This window comes from Mesorhizobium sp. M1A.F.Ca.IN.020.06.1.1, assembly GCF_004023265.1.
GTDB lineage: Bacteria > Pseudomonadota > Alphaproteobacteria > Rhizobiales > Rhizobiaceae > Mesorhizobium.
On sequence record NZ_RZSR01001561.1, the window covers coordinates 1 to 760 of the forward strand.

Sequence of the window (760 nt, forward strand, 5' to 3'; positions counted from 1 at the left end):
GTCATAAAGGCCGACCAGCGCTTCGAGGTTCTTCGCCTCGTGCACGCTTTCGTCGGCGCAGATCGGCACGGGATGCGCGATTTCGCGCAAGATGCCATCACGGCCGGCCGGCAGCGGCTGCTCGATCAGCACTATGCCGTGCTCGGCTGCGAATGCGAGATTCTCGACGATGTTGTTATCGGTCCAGCCCTCGTTGGCATCGAGTATGATGCGGCTTTGCGGGGCGGCTTGCGTCACGGCGCGAATCCTTGCCGCGTCGTTGTCGCCGCCGATCTTGACCTTGAGCAGCGGCCGCGAGGCAGCGGCGCGGGCCTGCGCCGCCATCGCCTCAGGTTCGGCGAGCGACAGCGTGTAGGCGGTTTCGAGCGCCTTAGGCGAAACGACCCCGATCGCGTCCGCCACCGGCCTGGCGCCCAGCTTGGCTTCGAGATCCCACAAGGCGCAGTCGATGGCATTGCGGGCCGCTCCGGCCGGCATGGCCGCGAGCAAGGCGGTGCGGCCGATGCCGTCGATGATCTGGCCGCGCATCGCCTCGATTGCGGCGCGCACGCCTTCCATCGTCTCGCCGTAGCGCCTGTAGGGCACGCATTCGCCGCGCCCGACATGTCCGTTGTCGGCGATCGTCACGGTGATGACTTCAGCCTCGGTTTTCGATCCGCGCGATATGGTGAAGGTGCCCGCGATGGGGAATCGCTCCACCTCGACCGAAATGACACGCGCCATATTTTTCTTCTCCGGCTGTGCGACCCGGTCTCCCGGC

General features: G+C 66.2%; 1 protein-coding gene. It reads right to left on the reverse strand.

The window, feature by feature from the left end; all coding sequences use genetic code 11:
* A partial coding sequence (locus EOA60_RS35535; protein WP_164899901.1) for a dipeptide epimerase occupies window positions 1–723 on the reverse strand: 723 nt, incomplete at its 3' end.
* Window positions 724–760: the final 37 nt, after the last annotated feature.